The sequence below is a fragment of the Arcticibacter sp. MXS-1 genome (assembly GCF_041902385.1).
GTDB lineage: Bacteria > Bacteroidota > Bacteroidia > Sphingobacteriales > Sphingobacteriaceae > Arcticibacter.
In genome coordinates this window covers 2,678,729-2,703,369 of record NZ_CP169244.1, presented here as the reverse complement: position 1 = coordinate 2,703,369, position 24,641 = coordinate 2,678,729, and the positions used below count along the sequence as shown (strand labels likewise).

General features: G+C 46.1%; 16 protein-coding genes. 3 read left to right on the top strand and 13 right to left on the bottom strand.

The window, feature by feature from the left end:
* Positions 1–57: 57 nt before the first annotated feature.
* From ACES2C_RS11710 to ACES2C_RS11665, 10 genes are all read right to left on the bottom strand, one after another.
* Positions 58–2,205: a glycoside hydrolase family 97 protein gene (locus tag ACES2C_RS11710; RefSeq protein WP_374163292.1), complete on the bottom strand. Its 2,148-nt coding sequence runs from the start codon at positions 2,203–2,205 to the stop codon at positions 58–60.
* Positions 2,206–2,215: 10 nt separating this feature from the next.
* On the bottom strand, positions 2,216–4,699 hold the full coding sequence (locus ACES2C_RS11705) for a glycoside hydrolase family 31 protein (RefSeq protein WP_374163291.1): 2,484 nt from the start codon (positions 4,697–4,699) through the stop codon (positions 2,216–2,218).
* A gap of 18 nt (positions 4,700–4,717) precedes the next feature.
* Entirely contained in the window at positions 4,718–6,475 is a 1,758-nt protein-coding gene (locus ACES2C_RS11700) for a glycoside hydrolase family 66 protein (RefSeq protein ID WP_374163290.1), read from the bottom strand.
* Positions 6,475–7,941, bottom strand: coding sequence for a SusF/SusE family outer membrane protein (locus tag ACES2C_RS11695; RefSeq protein WP_374163289.1), 1,467 nt, complete (start codon positions 7,939–7,941; stop codon positions 6,475–6,477). Before ACES2C_RS11695 ends, ACES2C_RS11700 begins: the two co-directional genes overlap by 1 nt.
* 96 nt (positions 7,942–8,037) lie before the next feature.
* Positions 8,038–9,297 carry a group II intron reverse transcriptase/maturase gene (gene ltrA / locus ACES2C_RS11690; protein WP_374163288.1) on the bottom strand — a complete coding sequence of 420 codons (1,260 nt, stop codon included), beginning with the start codon at positions 9,295–9,297 and terminating at the stop codon, positions 8,038–8,040.
* A gap of 544 nt (positions 9,298–9,841) precedes the next feature.
* Entirely contained in the window at positions 9,842–10,627 is a 786-nt protein-coding gene (locus ACES2C_RS11685; protein WP_374163287.1) for a RagB/SusD family nutrient uptake outer membrane protein, read from the bottom strand.
* Positions 10,628–10,629: 2 nt separating this feature from the next.
* On the bottom strand, positions 10,630–11,328 hold the full coding sequence (locus tag ACES2C_RS11680; protein ID WP_374163286.1) for a RagB/SusD family nutrient uptake outer membrane protein: 699 nt from the start codon (positions 11,326–11,328) through the stop codon (positions 10,630–10,632).
* 19 nt (positions 11,329–11,347) lie between these two features.
* Positions 11,348–13,450 carry a SusC/RagA family TonB-linked outer membrane protein gene (locus ACES2C_RS11675; RefSeq protein WP_374163285.1) on the bottom strand — a complete coding sequence of 701 codons (2,103 nt, stop codon included), beginning with the start codon at positions 13,448–13,450 and terminating at the stop codon, positions 11,348–11,350.
* Positions 13,360–14,334, bottom strand: a complete 975-nt coding sequence (locus tag ACES2C_RS11670) for a TonB-dependent receptor plug domain-containing protein (RefSeq protein ID WP_374163284.1) — start codon at positions 14,332–14,334, stop codon at positions 13,360–13,362. Before ACES2C_RS11670 ends, ACES2C_RS11675 begins: the two co-directional genes overlap by 91 nt.
* Positions 14,335–14,566: 232 nt before the next feature.
* Positions 14,567–16,237, bottom strand: coding sequence for a DUF6377 domain-containing protein (locus ACES2C_RS11665; RefSeq protein WP_374163283.1), 1,671 nt, complete (start codon positions 16,235–16,237; stop codon positions 14,567–14,569).
* Positions 16,238–16,531: 294 nt separating this feature from the next.
* Here ACES2C_RS11665 and ACES2C_RS11660 point away from each other — a divergent pair, with 294 nt between their 5' ends.
* A complete protein-coding gene (locus ACES2C_RS11660) occupies positions 16,532–17,941 on the top strand; it encodes an MFS transporter (protein ID WP_374163282.1) in 1,410 nt (469 codons plus the stop codon).
* A complete protein-coding gene (locus ACES2C_RS11655; protein WP_374163281.1) occupies positions 17,934–18,128 on the top strand; it encodes a hypothetical protein in 195 nt (64 codons plus the stop codon). The genes ACES2C_RS11660 and ACES2C_RS11655 overlap by 8 nt, the downstream gene beginning before the upstream one ends.
* A 1,257-nt stretch (positions 18,129–19,385) precedes the next feature.
* Here ACES2C_RS11655 and ACES2C_RS11650 read toward each other — a convergent pair.
* The 3 genes from ACES2C_RS11650 to ACES2C_RS11640 all read right to left on the bottom strand — a co-directional run bounded on the left by ACES2C_RS11650 (position 19,386) and on the right by ACES2C_RS11640 (position 22,491).
* Positions 19,386–19,610 (bottom strand): hypothetical protein, encoded by a 225-nt coding sequence (locus tag ACES2C_RS11650; protein ID WP_374163280.1) that lies wholly within the window; start codon positions 19,608–19,610, stop codon positions 19,386–19,388.
* A gap of 73 nt (positions 19,611–19,683) precedes the next feature.
* Positions 19,684–21,189: an FAD-dependent oxidoreductase gene (locus ACES2C_RS11645; protein ID WP_374163279.1), complete on the bottom strand. Its 1,506-nt coding sequence runs from the start codon at positions 21,187–21,189 to the stop codon at positions 19,684–19,686.
* 51 nt (positions 21,190–21,240) lie between these two features.
* Positions 21,241–22,491 carry an MFS transporter gene (locus tag ACES2C_RS11640; protein ID WP_374163278.1) on the bottom strand — a complete coding sequence of 417 codons (1,251 nt, stop codon included), beginning with the start codon at positions 22,489–22,491 and terminating at the stop codon, positions 21,241–21,243.
* 144 nt (positions 22,492–22,635) lie between these two features.
* Between ACES2C_RS11640 and ACES2C_RS11635 the strand changes: the two genes are divergently transcribed.
* Entirely contained in the window at positions 22,636–24,600 is a 1,965-nt protein-coding gene (locus ACES2C_RS11635; RefSeq protein WP_374163277.1) for a tetratricopeptide repeat protein, read from the top strand.
* The last annotated feature ends 41 nt before the right edge of the window (positions 24,601–24,641 follow it).

Sequence of the window (24,641 nt, the reverse complement as noted above, 5' to 3'; positions counted from 1 at the left end):
AGAAACTCCTCGAATAAATAAAGACCGTCCTTTCGGGACGGTCTAAAGAAACATTAATCATGTTTTTTTAAGGCCTTTCATCTGTGTCTTATCGGTAACAGGGAAGACGCTTATTGCATAGCCTCCGCCGGGCACAGATAACTGGATGAGCCTTGATCTTCTGTCAACAATGACCTTGCGAACAGAGTAAGCCTGTGGGTTGGTTTTATAATCCGCATCGCTTGCGTCTGCATAAATTGTTGCAATGTATTGCTTGTCAGGATCGAGAAAATCAAAACTAATCTTTGATGTGAAGGGCGAATATCCGGCAGTATTTGCAACAAACCACTTATCGGTCCCTTTTGCTTTGCGCGCAACCGTTATATACTCACCGGGCTCTGCTTCAAGATATATGCTTTTATCCCAATCTAGAGCAACGTCTTTAATAAACTGGAATGCGTCGGGAAAACGCTCATAGTTTTCAGGCAGATCCGCTGCCATCTGTAAAGGACTGCTCATGGTTACATATAAGGCTAACTGATTGGCTATCGTAGCATTACAGTGGGAGTGATTTTTGGGATTGATCTTACTGATGTCCATTTCAAATATGCCCGGGGTGTAGTCCATCGGCCCACCAATAAGACGGGTAAACGGCAGCAATGTCACATGATTCGGCTTACTTCCCCCAAATGCTTGATATTCAGTTCCTCGCGCCGACTCGTTACCTATCAGGTTCGGCCATGTACGGCAAATACCAGTCGGACGGACCGCTTCGTGGGCATTAACCATGATCCTGTATTTCGCTGCCTTTTCTATAGCATATTGATAGTGATTATTTATCCACTGACTGTAATGACGTTCTCCGCGGGGGATGATATCTCCGACGTAACCACTTTTCACGGCAGGGTACTCATATTTATTCATCAACTGATAAGCCTCATCCATGAAACGCTCATAGTTGCGGACGGAGGATGAAGTCTCGTGATGCATCACCATTTTTACTCCCTTGCTTTTTGCATAACGGTGTATTTCGTCGATATCAAAATCAGGATAGGGGGTCTTGAAGTCAAATACAAAATCCTTTGAATGACCAAACCAGTCTTCCCAGCCAATATTCCAGCCCTCCACCAGAACACCGTCAAAGCCATTCTTTGCAGCGAAATCAATATATCTCTTTACATTAGCAGTATTCGCCCCGTGACGCCCGTGAGGCTTAACCTTGTTAAAATCGGTGACGCCGATCTGGACAGCAGGCAAATCACTGGTATATGACCATTCGCTCTTACCGGTAATCATTTCCCACCAGACTCCAACATATTTCATTGGTTTTATCCATGAGGTATCTTCGATTTTGCAGGGTTCATTCAGATTCAGTGTGATGTTCGACGCCAGGATATCGCGGGCATCGTCGCTTACGATGATCGTTCGCCAGGGAGTGGTGCAAGGCGCCTGCAGGTGTCCTTTTGTTCCGTTGGCATCGGGAGTTAACCACGACTGAAAAATAAAATTCTTATCATCGAGGTTAAGATGCATACAGGCATAGTTGAGCAGGGCAGCCTCGTGCAGGTTGATGTAGATGCCATCAGCGGTTTTCATCTGGAGAGAAGTTTGTACGCCTGTGGTTGAAAAACCGGTTTGCGACAAATTATTTTGCCTCCCTTTCTCATTAACTGACCTTATTTCAGATAGCTTAGACGTGGTGTAGTCATATTCCTGCGTATCGTAATCACCGGGTATCCAATAAGCCGTATGATCTCCGGTCATGGCAAACTGCGTCAGTTCCTCTTTTATGGCGAAGTACGACAGCTTTGGCTGCTGGGGAAATTCGTAGCGAAAGCCAAGTCCATCATCGAAAAGGCGGAATCTCAGGATCATCACCCTTTCAGTGGTTTTCTGCGTCAGGGTAACAGCCATCTCATTGTAATGGTTGCGAATGTTTTTGTTCTGCCCCCAGACAGGCTGCCATACCTCGTCGAAAGATGCGTTTTTTAATGCGGTGATACTGAAATCATCGTAAAATGATGGTTTATCACCGAAAGATTCCAACCCAAGCTTACTGGGGTTGATTACCGTCTTCTTTTTATATTTCAGGGTATAAACGGGAGTTCCGGCATTGTTCAGAGTAAAGTTAAGTTCAAATTTTCCGTTCGGCGATTTCAACTCCTGGGCAAAAAGAGCCCCGGCTGCCAGGCAAAAGCCAAGCAGAAACAACATTGTTTTTCTCATGCTATTTATATTATCTGATTGATATGTTTACATGTTTTCTCTCATCAGGAAGCTTGACCCAGCATTCTTTCGTAACGTCATTCCAGGACCAGCCCGCTGAGGATCTGTCGCCTTCCAGATCTGCAGCAATCGCTTCTTCCCCAACGTTTTTAACTGTTTTATTCCCTATTGTCACCTGAGAGGGACTTTTATCTAAATGGTATTTTAATACAATACTTCTGTTTTCTGACTGCCTGAAGTCTTTATCCGCCGGGGTGATAGCTGTTTCGTAGCCATTAGCCAGGGTAGTACATGTCACCTTCGTTAAGGAATATACTCCTCTCAGGTAGCCGAGATCCTCCCCGTCGTCTTCATATAGTTCAAAAGAGGCTGATTCGTCTTCATAAGCCGGAAAGATATGCACGAACAGGGGATAATCCTTTTTCTCGCCGATATACTGCATTACGGGCATCATGGGTATAACGGAACCTTTTTTAACAAAAACCGGGATGGTGCTGAGAGGTGCGCGGTAAGCAATCATTTGCCCGCCCAAATAAACTGTTTTTTTATCGTTAAAATCGATCCACTCGCCTTCGGGCAGGTAAAGTTTTTTTACCCTCTCTCCTTTTTTCAGAACAGGAGCAACCAGCATCTCCTCCCCAAAGAGGAACTGATCATTAATTTTTACGGCCTCCGCATCATCAGGATATTCCATGAACAGGCCCCTGGTAATGGGGAGCCCGGTATCATGTGCTTTTCGTGAATACGTATAAAGGTATGGGAACAACTGGTATTTTAACTCAATTGCGGCTTTGCTGTTTTTTTCGGCTACCTCACCGAACCGCCAGGGCTCAACAGCGTTGTCTCCCTCATGGTGCGCACGGCTGAGAGGACAGAATACGCCAAACTGCATCCATCGGGTATACAGCTCGCTCATCGCCTGGTAATCGGTAATGTCACCGCAATAGCCGGAAATGTCGGTAGTCCAGAACGGGATTCCGCCCAGTCCGGCGGAGATGCCCACTGCCACCTGGTTTTCCAGCTGGCCCCAACCTTGAAGGACATCGTTGCCATTACCGCTGTCGTTTGTCCATCCAAACGTATAGCGCTGAAGTCCGGCATACGCCGAACGGGTCATCTGGAATATACGCCGGTTAGGATTACGCTTTTCAAACTGCTCTTTTACTACCTTGTCCCAGGTCAATCCGTACACGTTATGTATCTCCCCATGCATACCGATATGATGTTTCATGTGCAGCCGGTCGACGTCTTCCTCATTACTCCAGGCCGGCTCGCCCATGTCGGTCCAAAACCCGCTAATCCCGTCGTCAATCGGCTTCTGCTGATATTTTCCCCACCAGTCAGCTACTTCCGGCTTTGTAAAATCCACCACTCCACAATTTCCGCCCCATGGCCAGGGCATATCATATGACTTTCCGGTGCGGGCATCCTTCACAAAATAACCGGATTTTTCGGCCTCCTCCCATTGGACGGTATTACGCCGGGAAATCACCGGATCCTGGGAGACGATCATTTTAAAGCCCTGTTGCTTCAGCTTTCTGAGCATACCTTTAGGGTCGGTATAGTTTCCCTTTCGCCACTCAAAGTCCTGAAGGTTTTGCGTCCACCCTATGTCCTGATAGATAATATCGCATGGGATACGGCGTTTCCTGAATTCTGCCGCAATCTCCAGAGCCTGGCTTTCTTTTGTATAAAGTCCGCGGCACTGCGCAAAACCCAATGCCCATTTTGGAGGCATAATAGGCTTCCCTGTCAGGGAAATATATTGTTCCATAATGTCTTTGTAATCTTTGCCAAAGACGAAATAGTAGACAAAAGCGCCACCTGCTGCTTCAAACGAATAATACTCATCCGATTCTGTTCCGAACTTAAATTCGGTTTTATAGGTATTATCGAGAAATATACCGTAACGATAGCTGCTCATAAAGAAGGGGATACTTTTAGCCAGGGGGTCTTCGGTAACACTGTAACAGGGCCGGTCACTGTTCCACATTTTATACGAGCGGCCGCGCCGGTTCAGCGGTCCTGTCTTCTCACCCAGTCCGAAGAACTGCTCATCGCTCCGCAGGATCTTATATGCTTTAACAGTTCCCGAATCAGAAATATGTCCTTTGTCTTTAAAATCGCTGAAGATCAGCTTTTGCCACTTATCAAATATCTGCAATTGCATCGGGCTCTTGTTAACCCGGATACGAAGCTTCGCGGTGAAGAGTTCATAACATGCAGGTTCCTCATTCACATTGATCTCGCCCACTTCTTCCAGGCGCTCATTTACCACTGCAAACGATTTGTTAGTCCGGACAAACTTGCCGGCACGGTCAAACCACACTTTAACCACAGAACTGCTGTTGATTGTCAGTGACAATTTCGAACCGTCGCGGCAGTTAAATATTACCTGATTACCTTTTTTCGTGTAGGAAACGCAGTCTGCAGCAAAGAGTGTTACCGAAGGAAGCACAAATCCCAATAAAATCAACAAACCTTTTTTAATCATTATTACCGGTTTTCTTGTTTAATATTCTAAAACAACCATATCCCAATACTTAAGAGACGGGATTGTCAGGCTGATTTCTGTACCTGACTGCTTAAAATCGAGACGCTGCGCCACGCCGCCGTTTATATCGGGGGATGCCAGCCATACTTTAGTAACGGTTTTGGATGCTGCTATTTTTACCCTCACATCTGTCACCTGCACCGGTTCTTTCTGCGTGCCGTTTGTGTCACGCCACTCCATAGATGTGGCATCGGTAAAGTTTATCAAATGCACAACATCCCTCACGGCAAAGGTTTTCCCTAACACGGCAACCTTGCCCTGCGATGATGGCCAGTCCTGAAAAGACAGCTTGCCGTCGGCAGACTCCACGCGGATGGATGAGAAGGCACCACCGTCCCGAAGCAAGTTCTGATAAGCTACAAGAAAATCATAATAATGCATTAAATCACGTTTCGCATCACGCTTCATCTGCAAATTTGCATTGGGGAAATATTCATTCGCCAGGTAATGTTCGCCCAGTTCAAGATGTGCTCCGCCGAATGAAAATATGACGGCATTTGCGAGCAGGATTCCCGGCAAATTCACAAAACCTGTACTATTGGACTTTGCATAGTTCATATATGCTGCCAGTACAGTCGGCTTGCTGTGGTTACTGTAAGAGTCGTTATCTGTTATTACACTGGCTAACTGATCAAAGGTCTTACTTTCGTCCCATACTTCCGTGTAAAGAAAGTCAACGTCAGATTTCGCGATGCTTTGCTGCTGTCCATATTGCCCAACTGCATTCATCACCAACCGTTTATCCGGATTTGCCTGCTTCATCGAAGCTATAAATGGCATGAAGGCTTCTCCGGGGTTTACTGCTTCACCGTTATAGTTATACACAGTCCCTCTGTTGCCCAGCTGGTCGATATGAAATCCATCAAAACCGAACACAGCATACACATCGTTGTTCCTCCCTTTGAGATAATTTTGCCACGCCGCATTTCCGGGATCGGTTAAATATATACTGCTCCGGAAAGGCGGATCGAGCGTGTGCTGATCCTTTACGGAATGGTTAGCATCTTTAAAAAGATACCATTCTTCTTTTACCCCATCGGCGGCGGCAGTGTTAAGAGCACCGTAGGCAAGATTATAAAACATAGCCTTCATCCCTTTACTGTGTGCGGCGTCGATATATCCTTTTACGGTCGACAAGTAATTGGTACGCCCTATCAGGTCGGGCCATGAGGACGCCGGTTTATCAGCGGTGCCTGCGAGAGGGCGTTGATGATCGCTCATCCAGTCGTAAAACTGAATCCCATTGATATGGTACCTGTTCAGATTATTAATATTGTTCCCGATAATTGTGCCCGGCAAATTCCCGTAAGATGACAGAAAGCCATAGCGGGGAAACTTTTTCCAGTCGGAAGAAACATCAACAGCAATGCTCTGATAAATCTTCTCTTTGCCCCCGGTCTCTTCATAAATATCAATCATGTATCCGCGGTAGTCGTCAGTTGGGGCAGTCCAGCTCCAGGAGGCGGAGCTTAAATTCTCCTCCTTAATAGTTTGCCCGAGATGTGAATAACGCACTTTTACATTCCCGGCAGGTATTTCCTTTAAGCTGAAATGTACGGTTTCTCCCGGCTTGTAACACGCCTTGTCAGTATGCAGATCGGAATTAAAATAGGTTTCACCGTATACAACAGGGTCGTTTTTTGTATCGTAGTAGTCTTCACATCCACTGACAAACACTGCCACACACAGCGCGAACGATAGATATATCTTCTTCATTATTGCTTTCTGATTTTTACGGTTTGCTTTAGCTGATCTAACTCAATGATATATGTGCCCGGACTTGTTATCTTCCATTTATTGTCGGGATTAGATCCGCTGGCACTGAATATCATTTGTTCGGCGTCGCCTGATGGCTCTATGCCCGCCTGGCTGGCTAAAAACCAGTCGCCGTTCCAATCGCTTTTTTTATCACAGGAGAACTTAAATTCCCCGGCGTTAAGAGTTCCTGTCCAGCTAAACTTATAAGGATCACCACTCAGCGGCGCCATCGGAGTAGCATTGTCAATGCTCCATCCGCCCGGAGTAGCGTCGCCAACGAGATAAATAACCGGATACGGAGTAAATGGAATGATATCGATCTTCATATCCCGGATATCCAGTCTTATCTTGTAGACTCCTCCCGAAATATTCCATTTGTAATCATTTGCCCCTCCAGGCTTTTCGCTTTCCGACCATTTTACAACGTTCTGATTTTTCCCGGCTGCATGCCCGTTCGTTTCCGGCCGCAGAAAAACAGTGCTTTGATCAAAAGTCGGCTGTGTGGCTATCTTAAACTCACCACCCGCAGACAAGTCGGCATTGTAATAGAAAATAAACGGATCGGAGGCATCGGCCGTCATTGGTTTAAAACTCCATCCCGTAGGATTACCCACAAACCAAAGTTCACTATATTCAGGGGCATCCAGAGCCTCAATATGAATAGAGAGGCTGATGATATTCACAGACACTTTATAGATCCCTGTTGTTGGAATTGTAAATTTATCATCAGGGCTGCTCTCGTCTTCCCGGAAGAGCAATTTCGTATCATCGCTTCCCCGGTTGTACGATGGCAGGAACTGCCCAGGGGTAGTGATGAACTTCAGGCTGCCTGCCCTCAGCTTACCCTGCCATACAAAACCTCCTGCCGCTCCCGAAACTGTATTCATCTTAGTTGCCTCATCAGCGTTCCAGCCATTCGGCGCAGCATCACCAATCAAATAAAGTATTGAAGAAACCGGCTTATAGCCCGTCACTCTGATCTTAACCGTTTCTGAGACCTGGGGAGGTATGCTTTCATTATGAACCTTCGCCGTTACCCTGGCCTCCAGTTCTGCTTCAACACCTGGTGCTACTCCAAACTGGTCAATAAGAATCTCATTGATTGCGGCTGTAGTATACGAGACCGAGTTTTTGCCCTGCCCCTGCTCGGTTTTAATGCTGTTTGCAAAATTGCTGCCACTGAGGCCCAGCTCAAATGTGTACGTGATGGCTGCATTCGTATTAAAGTTAGATCCTGCGGTCCATTGAAACGTAACCGCGTTGCTTTGAGGTGCCGTTATATCGAGTAGTAATTTCTGACTGCTAACAGACAGTGACAGCGGCTGATTGCCCAGGTTAGTTTCCATATAATCGTCTTTGCATGAAACGAGCAGTGATGGAAGCACCAGCAATATTCCGATTACTAAATTGTATATGGTTTTCATGTTAAAGTCTTTGGATTATCAGTAAGTAAACCCAGGCATTTCAGCCTGAGATTCTTTCAGAACCGTACGTGCACGTCTCCGCGCATACGGCTCCCGTTATCTATATTCCAGTTTGGGTTTTGCACCGAATGTCCAATGAGCGAACAGGTTGGGTTTGCGGTTGTATAAACTGCTTACCCACTTCATTGCTCTGGTCACACTGCTTCTTAACCCTTTGTATTTCCGTATTGCCCAGTTGGCCAGCTTTGCGTTTATTCTTTGCATAAAGCTTCTTAGCTTTGCACTATAGAATTTCCCGTAGTAGTTGACCCAACCTTGCAGGACAGGATTTATTGTTTTGGCAACTTCTTCTATCTCAATGCCCGGTGTGCGCAGTATCGGCATCTCGTTCAGCTTTTTATTCATTGCTGTCAATGCTTTTGTGCTTACTCCCGGCAAGAAGCAAGTGAAGTTTTCTTTTCGCTGGCTGTTCTGTGCCTGTCTGGGCTTGAACGTGTAACCAAGGAAGTCGAACGACACTATTTTTGGCGTTTTCGCATTGCGGTTACTGTCTTTGCAGAAGACTATTTTTGTTTTGTCTTCGTGCATTTCCAGCCCGCAATCTTTCAACCGTTTGCCCAATAACTCCTTTAAGCGGATGGCTTGTCCTTCGGTTCTGCAATGAATGACCGCATCGTCCGCATAGCGTTCGAATGCAAGGTCAGGATAGTTGGCCATCAGCCACATATCCATTGCGTAATGCAGGTAGAGGTTCGATAGTATCGGGCCGATAACGGAGCCTTGCGGCACACCCTTCGTCCGTGGTACTATTGTTCCGTCTTCCAGTCGCAAGGGGGCTACCAGCCATCTTTTGATGTACAGTACCATCCATTGCTCCTCTGCATGTTTCTCCACTGCCAGCATAAGCAAGTCATGCGGAATCTTGTCGAAGAACCCTTTGATATCTACATCCAGCAGCCAGTGATATTCCCAGCACCTTTCACGTGCTTTGGCAACTGCCTGTAGTGCAGATTTCCTAGCTCGGTAGCCGTAGGAATCATCATGGAAAAGGTTGTCGACCACCTTTCCCAATTTCTCCGCTACTACCGCTTGTCCGATACGGTCGGTTATGGTGGGTATGCCTAATGGCCTTTTACCGCCATCTTTCTTGGGTATCTCCACCAACTTGATTGAAGGGGGCATGTAGCTGCCGGAACTCATTTGGTTCCAGAGCTTATACAGATGTTTCTGTCGCTCTTTTTCAAAAGCTTCCATGCTCATCTGGTCTACACCTGCTGCCCCTTTATTGGCTTTGATCTTCAAGTAGGCTTCCTGCACCGACTTTCTCGAAATACAATTTGGTTTTGGCCTGTACATATCTTATACCTCCTGTAGGTTGCCCCTTAAACAGTTTCTATTAATGTACAGCGCCTGATAACGCCCCCCTTCGCTCTTGCTATGTTTCCAAAGCAGTCATCACTACTACGGGTGGCTCTGCCCCTGTGGAACGCATCGATACTTTCGGACTTGCGGGTTCTTCCGCTTGTCCTTTTCTCTTCGCATCGTTCCCACAGGTTCCCAAGTTCCGTTTGAATGCCTGTATAAAGCTCACGCTGCCTATACGCCGGATGCCGCCGGGACAGTAAACAGGTTGTCCTCCCAACTGATAATAAAGTGATACTGTACTTTACTTTTGACATCATCTAATCCTTTCGACGCCTCTTCGGCAGTTCATTTTCATTCGTCTTCTTTATACTTACCTGACACCTCTGTGATGCCTTTTCTGCTAACGCTTCCCACCTTGGCTCTTTACCAAAGCAACTTAGCAGCGGTTTGATACCTGCTCCTGTAAGCCGATACCGATGGACCTACCATCATCATTCAAACAGCACCGATTTGCTGCGCAAATCGTTCATGGCGCTCAATAACCAGGATTTTGTTTTAAATTAAGGTTTGCGTCTATTTCTTTCTGAGGTATGGGTAACAGCAGGTGTTTCCTTTGCGCATTCACTTTTCCTATGGAATGCAGGAAGTTCAGAGCGTACTGACCGTTATCCCATCTGATCATGTCAAACCAGCGGTGCCCTTCAAACGCAAGCTCCATGCGCCGCTCATGCCGTATCTTTTCCCGCATCTGGTCCTGATTCAGGCTCTCCACATCACTCCTGCTATTGAGTCCTGCACGCTTGCGCACCTCATACAATGGATCCTGGGCGGCTACTGTGTTTCCCAACTCATTTAAAGCTTCTGCTTTCATCAGTAATACATCCGCGTAACGCAGTACCACGATATTTGCAGAATTTGTATTATAGTCGCGGGAAACAGAAAGGGGTACCAAAAATTTGCGGACATTATATCCGGTAGACGACATCGTACTTTTATATTGTTTCCCGTCGAAAAAAGGACCTCCTTCATAAAGGATGGTCTTGTCTTTGCGTAAATCGCCGGATTCATACTGATCGACAAATTCCTGGGTTGGCTGGTTCCATCCGTAACCACCTCCTACCCAACCGCTATTACGGGGCCCCATATAGGTACTTAACCATGACGCCTGGTTCTCATCATCCCAAAAGCCAGCATCGGTAAGTCCGTAATACTGCACCTCGAACAGCGATTCTATTGTGTTCTTATTCCTCTTCTCTCCCCCAAAACAATCACCATAATCGGGGTTAAGAGCATAACCAAGACTTTCAACCAGGTTACACATCTCTATACACTTCTGATATTGCCCTGTTGTAAGATATACTTTTGCGAGCATACCGGCGGCAGCCCCTTGCTTGCACGCCCAAGGTCCTTACTGCTGTATTCTTCACGCCGGGGCAGAAGGTTGATCGCATCGAGTAAATCAGGAATGATCACGTCCTTATAGATCGCCTCTTTACTGGTCCGCGCCGGAAAAAGATCGTCGCCCGGCTTTGCGGGACTCAGGCTTAACGGAACGTCACCAAATAACTGAACGAGTATGAAGTAATAACTGGCACGCAGAAATTTTGCTTCGCCAATGCAGCGGTTCTTTATATCCTGACTTATGTTCATTCCCGGAATATTTGCCAGGACTGTGTTACAATACAGGACTCCGGGATTCGGCCCGCGCCAGAGATCAACAGCTGCAAAATTATCTGGTCCGGCAACAAAGTTTGCAAGCTGAATGGTCTCTATACCATCGTCGCCGCCTCCGGCACCGACTTCGCTGTTTCCCGCAACAATATCAAGTGTCCACATCCGCATGTTATACAATTTGGGACGCTGCATCGGCTGGTATGCTGCATTCGTCAGAGCTATTGCGGAAGCCTCATCATTAATTGTTTCCGCGCTTGGATCCTCAAAAGGTTCCTTATCCAGAAAGTCAGAGCAGGAGACGAGAAAAAACATTAACAGAATACACCCTGCGTATATAATTCTTTTCATAATTGTATGCTTTTGTTATTTAAAGCTTCATGCTGACACCAAAACTGATGGTTCTCGTAAGAGGATAATTGCTATTGTCTACCCCTCCCTGTACTTCGGGGTCAAACCCAGAATAATCAGTCAGGGTGAGCAGGTTTTGAGCCGACATATACACCCGCAGATTGTTCAGGTAAGCCTTCCGTGCAAATGCTGAAGGGAGCGAATATCCGATGGTGAGGTTTTTAAGGCGCAGATATGCCCCGTCCTCGATAAAACGATTCGAATTGCGTGTGTTTTTATTTGGATCACTATATACAGCACGGGGTATGGAATTACTTGTACCCTCACCAGTCCAGCGGTCAAGCACTTTTACCGTTTGGTTCCTGACGGTGTACATGCCCTCAAGGGTAACGCGGTTGGCATTATAGATGTCGTTCCCGGCTACCCCCTGCACGTATAACTGCAAATCAAAGTTGCGGTATGCGAAACTATTGTTCATCGCGAAATTCCACGCAGGTGTAGGGTTACCAATGTATGTGCGGTCATAGTCGTTAACCACTCCGTCATTGTTTATATCCCGGAACCTGATATCGCCCGGCGCAGTTCCGCTTGCAGAACTATTACCCTGATACTGAAAGGCGTAGTTGTTCACCTGCTCCCAGTTCTGGAACAATCCATTAGTCACCCATCCATAGAAGGAGCCTACGGGACGCCCTTCGGTATGTGACTGATAGCCATAATAAATAGGCGTTCCGTTATTCAATTTCAATACCTTGTTTTTATTATACGACAAGTTAAAATCCGTATTCCATTCAAACCGCCCTTTCATGTTTTGACTGGATATCGTGAGCTCCCACCCTTTGTTGCGTACTTCTCCCGCATTGATCATCGGGGTATATATATCTGAATATCCGGTTGTGATCGGCACAACCATGGCGACGAGCATATCCGTGGTTTTTTTGATATAAGCGTCGAACGTTAAGTTCATACGCCGGCTAATTAGTGTTGCATCAAAACCTATGTTACCCTGTTTTACTGTTTCCCATTTTATATCAGGATTTGGCATTACCAGTGGATACAATGTCGAAACCGGCGATCCATTAAAGACATACTGAGCAGTCTTCAGACGTGTAACGGCTGCATAGTTATCTAGAACGGCCTGATTACCTGTAACACCATACCCGGCGCGTATCTTAATATCGTTCAGGATATTATTCCTCTTATAAAAAGGTTCTTCCGACAAGCGCCATGCCACAGAGAAGGAGGGAAATGTACCCCAGCGGTTCTCTTTTGTTATCCTTGAGGTACCGTCGCGACGAACAGTGGCTGTCAGGAGATATCTGTCGCGAAAAGAATAATTTACACGGCCGAAGAATGAAAGCAGTGCCCATTCATTTTTACTTCCCCCTACCGTAGGATCAAGCAATCCGTTGTTGAGTTGACTATAGTCATCGGACAAAAATTCCTTTACTGCCGCATTCATATAATTGTAGACATTGTTCTGGGCACTGGACCCGATCATCACATTCAGATGATGATTTTTATTGAACACATCTGCATAGGTGAGAGTATTATCCCACAGATAGGTAAGGCTTTTATTGGAACTCTCGCCCCTGTAGGAGTTCGGAACCGGTATGGGGGTCCAGTTATACTTTGGAGAGAAGTTCAGGTTATCCCAGAATTTGAAATCGACACCTCCGGTCATTCGATAGGTTACCTTCTCAAAAAGAGACAGCTCTCCATATAAATTCCCCAGCAGATTATATCCTCTAGTTGTATTGGATTCGAGCATAGCGGTACCTATCGGATTACGCAGGTCACCATAAAATTTAGATTCAGCTCCCGGCCCCGAATACGTTCCGTCTTCGTTTAATACCGGCTGGGTAGGTAATGACGCTAGTGAGTTGAGGACACTGTACGATCCGTTCTTTTTTTCGTCATGACTTAGCGTGAGATTGTTACCGAACTTTAAAAACGGCCTTACCTTTGCCTCGTTATTGAACTGAAACGTATAGCGGCGATACGCCGTATTGATGACAATACCATCCTGGTTCAGCACCCCGCCGGACACGTAGTAATTACTTTTCTCATTACCTCCTGAATAAGACGCCGTATAATTGCGGATTGATGAAGTCCGAAGCAAAGCATCGGCCCAGTCAGTTCCCTCCCCCAGGAGAGCGGATCCGCAAAATCAGGGCGCTGTCTTTCATTATTATTCGCCATCATTTCATTGTGCAGCGACGCGAATTGCGCGGCATTTAGCATCCTGGGGACACTGGTGGCATCCTGCATCCCCCAGTTTACACCGGCCGACATAACGCCATCTCCTGATTTTCCTTTCTTTGTGGTGATCAGCACTACGCCATTAGCCCCACGGGAGCCATAAATTGCTGTCGCCGAAGCGTCCTTAAGAACATCGACTGTCTCCACATCATTCTGGTTCAGCACATTCAAAGGGATATCGGTTGGGACACCATCTATGACCAATAGCGGATCGGAGTTATTTATAGATCCCAATCCCCGAACGCGGATACTTACATTGCTTCCCGGCGTCCCGGAATTGACAATCTGAACACCTGCTGCCCGTCCCTGTAAGGCCTCTCCAATATTGGCCACCGGCTTTTCCTGGATGACTTTAGCACCCACTGAAGAAAGAGAACCCGTCAGATCCTTTTTGCGGACCGTTCCATAGCCTACCACAACCACTTCATTTAACAAGCGGGCATCTTCCTTTAATACAATTCTGAATTCGGTCTTTGTACCAACGGGTATCTCCTGCGGCAGATATCCCACGTAAGAAACCACAATAACGGAGTTGCTGTTAGCACTTAACGAAAAGCGCCCGTCTGTGTCTGTTTGTGCACCGGTCGTTGTCCCTTTTATCCTGACTGATGCTCCGATAACACTTTGTCCTGTCTCGTCAGAGACAACGCCTATGATCTTGTGCTGCGTTTGAGCGGAAGCACCCAGGGAAAAAAGCAGCCACAGAACAAAAAGGGAGAATCGTTGTACGTAAAGTTTTTTCATCCTTTCCTTTTTTTGGGTTTATAAATGAATTAATTGTTAATTGGGTTTACCGGATTTCCAATGCTAATTGTCGATAGCATCAGCCGGCGAAGTTTCAGAACACAAACGTATAGAGAGGCAGGCGATTAAGGAAACGCATATCGTTGGAATATAGACAAGAATAAAAAACAACCAACTGTAAAACAAGACTTTACAGCCATGAAAACATAAAAAAATATAGATATAATATCTGTTACTTTTTCACAGGATAGCCTATTTTCATGACCATACTCTCAAATTTTTCACGCGGTACGGCCGCTTTGTTGCGGGCTCTTGTCCGGTAACTGTAAATGGTATTCGCGGAATAATGGAGGAACCGGGCAATCCTTGAGCTGTCTGTTATACCCAGGCGTATCAGTGCAAAAATCCGCAGTTCGACGTTCAGCACTTCACCGGCCTTGAGGACGAACTGCTCCCCCGGAACCAGTAGTGAATTAAATTCTTCAACAAAGTTAGGATAGAGATGCAGAAAGGTGTTATCAAAATTCTCGTATAACTCTTTCAGTTCATTATCTATCATATCCCGGGATTTCAGCATCCTGCATAATTCATCCAGCTTTCTTTCGATTGCCTTTCTGTTGAGGCTATTTTGATATTTTTCCAGTTTATCAATGTATGTTGAACACAAATCCAAAAAATGACCTATATAGGTTTCTTTTATCTGATTAGCTTCCGAGAGGCTTTCATTCGCCTTTAAGAGTTCATCATTCACTACCTGTAACCGGCCATTCGTGCTATGCATTTCATTGTTCAGTTCGCTTAACCTGGCATTGGTTTGGTATAACTCTTTCCTGATGCGGACAATTCTCTTCATCTGCCTGTAAACAAATACAATTGCCATGATAAGGAAAAGCGATAATATGCTGACCAATAAAAGATATAACTGGAGGGTTTTATTTTTCCCGTCTATTTTTCTTTTATAAGCGGAGTCGATAATGGGAAATACCTGAGACACCTCGTAGGTACGAAGCCTCGCATTGCAAAACATTGCATCTTCCATAGACGATCTGATGCATTTGTATGCCTCTTCGAGCTCACCGGTTTCATAAAGAACAGATGCCAAAGCCTTTGTCGATGCGTTTTCTTTGATAGCATTTTTTATGTCGCAGATTGCAGAGATGGCATAGTAGTATTTTTGCAGGTTAATATTCCTCTCCTTTCCGTATGTATTAGCCAGGGCATAGGCAAGGACAGCCTTTTCGTGTGTATCGGAGGTCGTAGAATGAAGCATGTCCTGCAAAATATTCTTTGCCTCATTTAATTTGTCGGCATCATAAAGCTTTTCGGCGTATACTATTTTATAATGATTCGACTTTTTATCCAGGACATTTAACAAAGAATCCCTGTACAAATTACTTCTTCCGATATAGCCCCTTGTATAGGGATTATTATGGGAATAGTAGCTATAAAGCTGTTTATAATTGTCATAATATTTAATCAATAACCAGTCCGGGAGTTCTTTCTTGTCTATTGATTTCAAAAGATCAAGTGATTCAATGTACATGCCTGCGATGATATACAGAGATACTAAATCGAGCCTGCATTCATTGAGCCACGTATGATGTTTTAATTTCTCAGCTATTGCAAGGTTTTGGATTGTATAGAAAATCGCAGAATCAGAAATGAATGTCTTGTATTCATTATGCAGTCTGTGATTGATTTCATATCGCTGCAGGTCACTTATATTGGGGGTCCCCAACATATTTTTGATCTGAGAGATCTTATTCTTTTTATCCTTTACATACACCTCTTTGTTTTCCAGCAACGTACGCAGATAAGAATAAACCGTATCCTGTTGTCCGCGGGCCGAAACATTATGAAATAAAAGAAACAGAAATATCAGTGAACATGAGAGCTTGTTCATATACGAACATTCCATCTAACAAACTTACAAAAATTGAACACAGCTTACTATGCGCAAATGAACTACATCGACCCCATCTATCTTCACTTTACGTCAACTCACGGAGGTGTCTGTTTTGTAAGGCTTCGGCCATTGGCCTGCCCCCAACGCACTCTGTGTGTCTGTACCTTAAAACTGCCGGTCTCCGATTAATACAAACTATATATGCTTCTTTCCGGTTACCTTACTGCAGGCTATATTTAACCCCCGTTTAGGATAAGTTATGGTATTTACAGAACAGCTGGAGGGGCTGATATGAATTTGAAGGTATCAGTCGAAAGTTCCGAACCTACGAAAAAAATACTTCCCCTTATTCTGGCTACGGCCATTTTTATGCAGATGCTTGATTCGACGATATTGAACACGTCTCTGCCCGCCATTGCCAGGGATCTGGAGGAGTCGCCTCTGAACATGCAGAATGCCATCATCAGTTATGTGCTGACCTTAGCCGTATTTATGCCTGTCAGCGGATTCATTTCGGATAAGTTCGGTACCCGGAAGGTTTTTATTTTTTCGCTGGTGCTGTTCAGCGCAGGGTCCCTGTTTTGTTCGCTCTCGCAAAATTTGACGCAACTGGTGATCTCCCGGATGATACAGGGGGTAGGGGGAAGTTTAATGACACCTGTTGGAAAATTAGCGCTGATTAAAACCTTTCCAAAAAATGAATTACTTAGGGCGATGAATTTCGCTATCGTTCCTGCTTTAATTGGCCCTGTTCTCGGGCCGCTGGTGGGAGGCTATATGGTCGATTATTTATCATGGCACTGGATCTTCCTGATCAATATCCCAATCGGACTGAGCGGCATTCTGCTCAGTGTAAGATATATGCCTGACTATAAATCGCGGATCATAGATTTCGATCTTAAAGGCTTTCTCATTTTCGCTGCCGCCTCTTTGCTACTTTCGATTTCCCTGGAGTTATTTGGGAATACCGTGCATATCACGCCGGTATTAGTGGTTCTTTTATCCGGTTTTTTAATGCTCTATTTTTACTATCGCCACGCTTCAAAAGACAATAATCCCATCTTTCCTTTGAATTTATTCGAGGTGAGAACCTTCAGAGTAGGGATATTAGGGAACCTGGCAACACGGCTGGGTATCAGCTCCATCCCCTTACTGCTCCCAATGATGATCCAGATTGCCTATGGCGAGTCCGCCGTAACTTCCGGATGGATCGTTGCACCAATGGCTATAACCGCCATGTTTGGAAAATCTGCCGTAATCAGGATCTTAAACAGGTATGGCTATCGCATTACATTAATGGTTAATACGTTCGTGATCGGTCTCTTAATTTGCAGCATGGCCATTCCGGCAGCGAACACTTCGATTTACTGGTATATTCCTATTATTGCGGTGCTGGGGTTCTTTAACTCTATTCAGTTCACTTCGATGAATACCATTTCAATAGCCGATCTGAGACAGTATCACACCAGCAGTGGAAATTCCTTAGTTTCAGTGAATCAACAACTGGCAATTGGCTTTGGCGTCGCCTTCGGGCTCATTGTGCTGAAGATTTTTCAGGGCGATACGAAGCTGATACACGATGAAATTCATAATGCTTTCAGGTATACCTTTCTAGTGGTTGGTAGCTTAACGATCCTTTCGGGACTGATCTTCCGGCGACTGCATTTCAAAGATGGCGACAACATGAGGTCTCATGAGTAAATTTGAAGAACAAAAGACCCTGGTACCACCTTTCGGGCACACCCTTGGGCACTGCGGCATCGCAGTCATCAGTGATGGTATGTGCTTACTATATGCAGGAGAGGCCTACTATTTCGTACAGAACTTCAGGATGCTGACCATCCGGTCAGCCAGCTTGCCAGGTTACGTGCTGATGATGAAATGCTAAGAATTCAATCTCTGAATGCCATTCGAAACCCCGCTAACCTTCACCCCGAAGTGCTTATATTCGGGTATCACGATTTAAGCGAATTTCCCCGGTTAGAATTATCATCAAAGCAGTGGAATAGTATGATCCGTCCCAGCTGAGGAACCTGGCGGTATGCTCTGAGAAAAGAGTCGATGAGTATAGCTACACTTCTACGCAGCTTCCGGGTATCCCCTTGCTCGCTCTCCGGCTACTATTCCCGCACGAATATACCACCATGATCCCACCTTTTGACTATAAAAGGTGGGATTACAGTAGGTATTTAGATGAGGCTTAAATGTTTCTTTGCAGATGAGTAGCGAGTCAGGCCTTATTGATTTCCGGCTTTTTTATATTCCTCGTTATATTCAATTAACAAGTCGGACGCAATTTCGCTGTCCTATTATCTTACTGCGTTCATTCGTAGGCTTCTGTCATTCATTAATGGTCGGTAGCTTTGAACTGGTCCTCCACCACCCATAGGCGGATCCAAGCGGGCGGCCCGCAAATCGAAAGCGATGAGCGCAGCATGGGCAGTGCCAGGTATTTCCCCCTTCAATACCAAAGCCGGCCCTTCCGGAATTGACCCTGCCAATTTTGGGGAACAGTCGACTATAGGCTAACAGGAAAGGCAGGGAGAAACAAGGTATCAGCGCAGTAGCACGCGATGACTTTTTTAAATTTTCTGTAACCTTTCTGGCTGATTACCAGTAAAAGAGAGTGTAGAGAATATTGTTTGGATTAGGGTTATAAGTTAAGTTGGTTAGTTGGAAAAAGCCGCTCAAAAAGCGGCTTTTTTTTATTATAATGAACCTGTTTTTTAACAGTGCCGCAGAACCTTCTACGCCCCTTCGGTACTGTTGATATGGAGCCGGCATTGTCCTGACACCAGTCTGTCTTTACACACTGAGGGCCATGCCATCCTGCATTTGCTCCTCAGACCTCGCCGGCGAGATCGTTAATCATTTTGAAAGACGTCAGTGCGATCGATTCGCTAAGCTTTCAGGGTTAAGAATGACTTTCAATCAGCTACATCCCTATTCAGGGTTACAACTGACGAATATTTTGTCCGAAGCGGTACCTTAATCCCCGAACAGCCAGGAACCTGCAGGGTTACAACTCATGAATGTTTCGTCTGAAGCTCTTTCCGGAAGTTAAGGTTAGAGGTAACAGTATACTGTTACAACTCATGAATGTTTCGTCTGAAGCTTATCTGTCTTTAAATGGGAGATTTGGTCATTATGCTCCCTTTCCGATGATCTTGTTAAAAATCTTCTTTTTAAAATTCCTCACCGGGGTAAGATCGTGCTTCATGGCATAGATACCGAGAAGTTCCAGACCAATGCCCGAGCCCAGCAGGAGCCCCATCAAGAAGTCGGGCAACTGAACAAAAAAATGTTTCAGAGTTAACGAAAGGGCAACCAAAAGCATGCCCATACTCAGCGATTTGTTCGCTCTTCTCATATGTGAATTATTTGAGTACAATTATAGTATTAATTAAAATTGCTTTCAATATCGAAATTTACTTTCCTGCCATTTATTGCTTTCCGGCAGCCGATACTTTCTTCAGGGGATTGATTGCCGGACCTTCGAGCACCTCTCCGTCCTTTGAGAAGCGGCTTCCATGACAGGGACAATCCCAGGACTGCTCCGCTGTGTTCCAGTGCACCACGCAACCCATGTGAGGACAAATTGCTATAACGATATGCAGCTCACCTTCGCCGTCGCGGTGCACTGCATACTTCGATCCTTCCAGCTCCATGATCTTCCCCTCATATGTCCTTACCTCCTTGAAGCTGTCGGCATCTGTGGTTAACAAGTCTTTCACCAGCTCGTAGGCGACGTTAACGTTTTCTTTCAGGAAGTTTGAAGCCGACGCAAGAGGAGTGATACGCGATGCCTCGTATGTCTTACTCCACGGATTTGGTTTGATAAGGATCGCATCACTGATAATCATCGCTGCCAGGGTCCCATACGTCAGACCGTCAGCTGCGAAGCCAGTGGCAATATAGGTTTTCGAATTTCCCGAACTGAGTCCGATGTAAGGAATGCTGTCGGCGGGTTTATATTGCTGAGCTGACCATTTATAGACAACTTCTCCCACATCAAACCGCTTCCGGAGAAACGCTTCGAGTTTCTCGTAGCATTCCAGATTTTCTTCCTTCTGCCCTACCTTGTGCATCTCACCGAGGACCATGATAATTCGTCCCTTTGGCGAGTCGTAAGTACGTATGGAGTAGTGTTCGCTCTCCTGCATCTCCCAGTAAGTTCCAGATTCGGGGTATGAGCCTTTTGCAAGGGCAGCAACAGCATATTCCCGATACGGGCCCATGCTGGTATGAACCATATAAAGCCCCTTTGGTGTGTGCGTCGCCATGATGATATTAGATGCGCGAACTCTTCCCGCCTCAGTTTCCACTACACAAACGTCTCCCTCTTCTACCTTTGTCACACGGCTGTGTTCAAAGATCCGGCAGGTGGGAGACTCGATCTTGTTTGCGAGCGAAACCACATATTTCAGAGGATTGAACTGTGCCTGATTGGGTACAGTAAAACCGTCTGCAACAGGCCAGGTATAAGGCACCTCAGACAGCACAGTTAAGCCTGCCGCGGCAGCTGCGGTCCTTTCTTTATCAACAAAAGACTTCCTCTGTCCCTCAACGGTAAACAAACTCCAGGGAACCCTTTTAAAGTCGCATTCTATACCATTCACGGCAATAATCTCCTCGATGAGGTCAACAGCGGCAGCCCTTGACTGCACTACTTCAGTCAGCCTGGCTTCATTGAACTTCATGCTGATGGAGTGTAGTCCTTCCCCTCCCACGGTGGCATAAAGATTTCCGGTTGAATATCCGGTGGAGCTCTGGCCCACACCTAATGCTTCGAGCACAACTACTGATTTCCCTGCTATTGACAAGAGGTAGGCTGCGGTGATCCCTGTTATTCCCCCGCCAACGATTACCACGTCGGCTTCGAGCTCTCCGCTCAGACTTGGGAAAGATGGTCCGCTGACTTCATCCCTCCATACTGAAAAGTTTTCCATAGTGTTTGTTGAGGTGGTTTACCTCTTAAGGAAAAACGAGAGTCAAAAGTTTTATTTTTTTAAACTTCTGTCGGTCGAGGACCACACTCCCCTGTTCACGCTTCTGCTCATGGTCAGAATTAACATGAGCCCTGCCAGAACCGGGATGCCCAAAGAAAACAGGAAAACCTTCCATCCCCATTGATGCATTACCAGGCCGGTGCCCGTCCCGAGGATACTTGAGCCCAGGTAATAAAATAAAAGATAAAGTGATATGCTCGTTGAGCGCTCCGCGGGGATAAACTGAGCAACAACGCGGCTGGCAACTGCATGAGCACCAAAAAAAGCAAATGTAAAGATCCCAAGGCCTGCTGTAACAGAAAGGATCTCCGAGGGGAAGAGGAATAACAGCGCTATGAACATCAGGAACATCATAAGAATCAACACAGGGCGCGTTCCGATCCTGTCTGAGTAGATCCCTCCAAAAAGCGAGCCTGCCGTGCCAATGATATACATCAGGTAGATCAGGGCAATCAGATGATGAGGGAGACTGAATGGAGCTGCCTCCAGCCTGAAACCGAGATAATTGTAGACACTTACAAAGCATCCTAGCAGAATAGCGCCGAGAATAAATACTGACAGCAGCGGCTTTATGGCCAGATGTCTGCGCATCTCCCCTATTTTACTCCGGACGTTGATTGCTACAGGCCTGAAATGCGCAGAGCGGGGCGCCAGCCAGGCGAAGAGGAGACCGCACAAAAGACAAAACACGCCGATAAAAAAAGTAGCTGCGTGCCAGGAATACCAGCCGGTGAGCAGCGTGGTGACGATGCGGCCGCTCATGCCGCCAACTGCATTCCCTGCAATGTTCATACTGGTCACGGTGCCAAGTACTGCAGGGTCAACTTCTTCTGCAATATAGGCCACGATGATCGAGGCGGAGCCTGCCAGCAGGATTCCCTTCACGGTATTTATAGCAATAAGAAGCCAGAAGTACCCGGCAAAAGAAGAAAGGATGGTGAGCAAGGAAGAACTAATGAGGGCGAAAGCAATAAGCTTTTTCCGCGCGACGCGGTCAGCAAAAAAGAGACCACTAAAAAGGCCGATAGCCATTCCGAAAGTAGAAAATGAGACGGAGAAACTACTCTCCGCCGGATTCACATGAAACTGTCTGGAGAGTTCGGGCATGATGGGCTGAAAAAGATACAGCTGCGCGAAACACGATAAGCCAGCGAGAAAAATACAAAGCCCCATCGACTGAACACTTTGCTTTTTAACCGTCGCGCTCCTGCCTCCCTCTACACTTTCCTCCGTATTTTCCATGCCGCAAAGTTCCGTCGTCCGCATCAATAAACCTAATAGAAATGCCAAATACGCTATCTAAACAAATATTTCAGATGCTGGGCGGAACAGACTATCTTTACCTCAGCATTTTATGTGCATCACTATCGATTTGTTTTTGAATACATGCTGTTTTACAGGGTCGCGCTTATTTTAATTCTGTCTGTACAGTTTCTCACCAGTTTTTGCAGCCAGGCCTCGAACCAACCATCAGAGAAGCACCCGGAACAGCGCATTCAGGACTATGAGAAGCTCGTAAAAAGATACCGCTACTATAAACCCGACTCTGCAACCTTTTTTGCAAAAAAGGGAATGGCCCTGGCTCTGGCAAGAAAAGACAGCACCGGCCTGGCGCGAATGCTAAACCAGTTAGGGATGATCGATGATAACTTCGGAAAGTTTATTGAGTCGCGCCAGAAATACCTGAGGGCTGCCTCCATTTACCGGGAGATCGGCGACAAAAAAGGAGAAGCAGCAGAGACCATCAGGCTGGGGGTAGTTGAACTTCGCAAAGGGAACTATGATAAGGCGATCGGCTATTTTCTCGATGCACTGAAACTAAGCGAGTCAATTAATGACAAAGCCGGCATTATGGAGGCAAATGTCACGCTTGGCGAGGGCTATATGGGTCAGAAACAATACGACAAAGCCCTGGTCTACCTGAAAAAAGCGGAGCAGCTCGACAAGAAGCTTCCGTTCTCGGGACTCTCACTCAACATTTGCAATAACTTCGGAATCGTCTATCGCGAGAAGAAAGAGTTCGGCAATGCCATTTTTTATATTAAAAAAGGCATTAACCAGAGCAGCAAACCCGAGTTCTGGGGCCTGAACATCACCCTGATCAACAATCTGGCGTCCGTGTACGCGAAGGCAGGCAATAAAGACAAGTCCATTGAGCTCCTTGAGTCTGCCCTGAAGCGCTCCCGCGAGATACAAAACTATATCAGGGAACTGCAAACGCTGACGGCCCTTGCAGATGTTTATGGGAAAGACAACGCCCAGAAAAGCCTGGGCTATCTGCACGACGGACTGAAGCTGGTGAGAGAGAAAGGCGCCTACCGGCAGGAGATAGACATACTCCAGCGCCTGGGCGACTTGCATAAGTACCTTAAAAACTATAAAGAAGCTCTTTCATTAAAGGAGCGGAGCAACGCCCTTGCCGACAGCTTCTTCTATCAGGACATGGCGCAGCAGATATCAAACCTGCAGGCCGAGTACGAGCTGAGCAAATCTCAGGCAAGAGTGAAGGAACTAAAATATGAAAACGCCCGCCAGAGCCTTGAAAGAAAGATCATCCTGGGGATAACGGCCTGTGTTCTTATAGTCCTTCTTATAGTGGGCTATTTCTACCTCAAGACAAAGAAACTGAATGCCCTCCTGAATAAAGCCAACGCCAGCTTAAAGGAGTCGAATACGGTGAAGGACAAGTTCTTTTCGATCCTGGCACACGACCTGCGCCTCCCTATCACTTCCGTGATCAATTTGCTGTTCATCATTGACGACGATGACATTACACCCGACGAAAAGCATGAAATTGTGGGCAAGCTGATCGTCAACTGTAATGCATCTCTTGATACCCTCAATCAGCTGCTGAAATGGGGTGAAATGCAGATTAAGGGGATCAGGCTGAAGCCTCAAAACTTTAATCCCGCGGCGATTGTTGACCGCAACGTCCAGCTGCTTTCCGCTACAGCGGAAAATAAACTGATTAAGATTGAAAACTTTGTTCAGCCCGACATAGAGTTGTACTCTGATCCCGACCACTTTGACTTCGTTGTGAGGAACATGTTGTCGAACGCCATCAAGTTCACTACCCGTGGTGGCAAGGTGAGCATACTTGCTGAGACGAAAGGAGCTGAGACGCAGTTCACCATCAAAGACACGGGGGTGGGTATTGAGAACGAGCGGCTCGACAGCATCTTCCAGATCACGAACGTGAGCACCACGGGCACGAACAATGAAAAAGGGACCAGCCTCGGACTCATCATGTGTAAAGATTTTATCGAAGCAAACAAGGGCAGCATTTCGGTAAAAAGCGAAAAGGGCGTGGGTTCAGACTTTATTTTCACGCTTCCGTCATCTTCTTCATAACCCTTGCCTCGGCCTGTTCTCCAATTGGTATTGAACATTTA